The organism is Vibrio sp. FF266 (genome assembly GCF_041439695.1).
Classification (GTDB): Bacteria; Pseudomonadota; Gammaproteobacteria; order Enterobacterales; family Vibrionaceae; genus Vibrio; species Vibrio tasmaniensis_A.
Genome location: NZ_JBGOOO010000116.1, coordinates 1 through 1,230 on the forward strand (window position 1 = coordinate 1; position 1,230 = coordinate 1,230).

The window sequence follows — 1,230 nt, forward strand, 5'->3', positions numbered from 1 at the left end:
AAGTTTTGGACACTGAGTTAAGTGAGTACAATCACTAACGAGGTGAACAATGACAACTAAGAAAACACGAATTAAACATGCTCCTGAATTTAAAGCCGAAGCGCTTAAGTTAGCAGAGAAAGTCGGTGTCGCTGCCGCCGCACGACAGCTTTCACTATATGAATCTCAAATTTATGGGTGGCGTAAAGCCGTCAAAAAAGATGCGAAAATCAGCGATAGAGAAAGAGAACTCGCCACTGAAAATGCCAAGCTCAAGCGATTATTAGCAGAGCAAGCTGAAGAGCTAGATATCGTAAAAAAGGCCGCCACCTACTTCGCGAAAAATCTAAAATAGATTGCTATGAGTTTATGCTCGAACACCTGATGCAATATAGGATTATCCGTATGGCTAAGGTGTTTGGGGTTTCTCGAAGTGGGTTTTATTATTGGATTGATAATCGCCATAAAGTCACTCAACGCAACGAGCACCGCAAGCAGCTTGATAACAAAGTTCGAGAAGTCTTTGATGATAAAAAGGAACGCGACGGTGCAAGGCGCATTCAAAAAGAACTTGAGGCAAATGGTAATAAGCACGATGTAAAAACCATTGCCGCGAGCATGAAGCGCCAGAGCTTAGTCGCGAAGGCCGCCCGTAAGTTCAAATGTACGACAGACAGTAAGCATAGACTTCCTGTAGCCCCGAATTTGCTTGAGCAAGACTTTAATGCGACAGCACCAAACCAAAAATGGGCTGGAGATATCACTTATCTAGCGACAAGCGAAGGCTGGATGTATTTAGCCGTTGTTATCGACTTGTACTCACGGCAAGTAGTTGGTTGGTCAATGAGTACCAGAATGACCGCAACTCTGGTCTGTGATGCGCTATCAATGGCATTGTTCCGCAGAGGTATGCCAGAAGAAGTGATTATCCATAGTGATAGAGGTAGCCAATATTGTTCAAAAGACTACCGCGACTTAATCGCAGCTCATAATCTAAAGCAAAGTATGAGTAGGAAGGGAAATTGCTGGGACAACGCTTGTGTTGAAAGCTTTTTCCACTCAATGAAAGTAGAAGCCGTCCAATACGAGCCGATAATGACCCGAGAAGAGATGCGTCAAGCACTCTTTGAATACATCGAAGTTGATTATAATCGAACAAGAAGGCACAGTGCTCTTGGGTATCTAAGCCCAGTTAACTTTGAAAAACAATATGTCGCTTAATGCGGTGTCCAGTCTTACTGGAGCAGATCA

At 43.6% G+C, this 1,230-nt stretch carries 1 protein-coding gene; it reads left to right on the forward strand.

The window, feature by feature from the left end:
• The first annotated feature begins 49 nt into the window (after window positions 1–49).
• Window positions 50–1,200 (forward strand): IS3 family transposase gene (locus ACED59_RS24500; protein ID WP_371705204.1). Its coding sequence is split into 2 segments (ribosomal slippage): window positions 50–293 and window positions 293–1,200, totalling 1,152 coding nucleotides; the frame shifts between segments, so codons are not numbered across the junction.
• The last annotated feature ends 30 nt before the right edge of the window (window positions 1,201–1,230 follow it).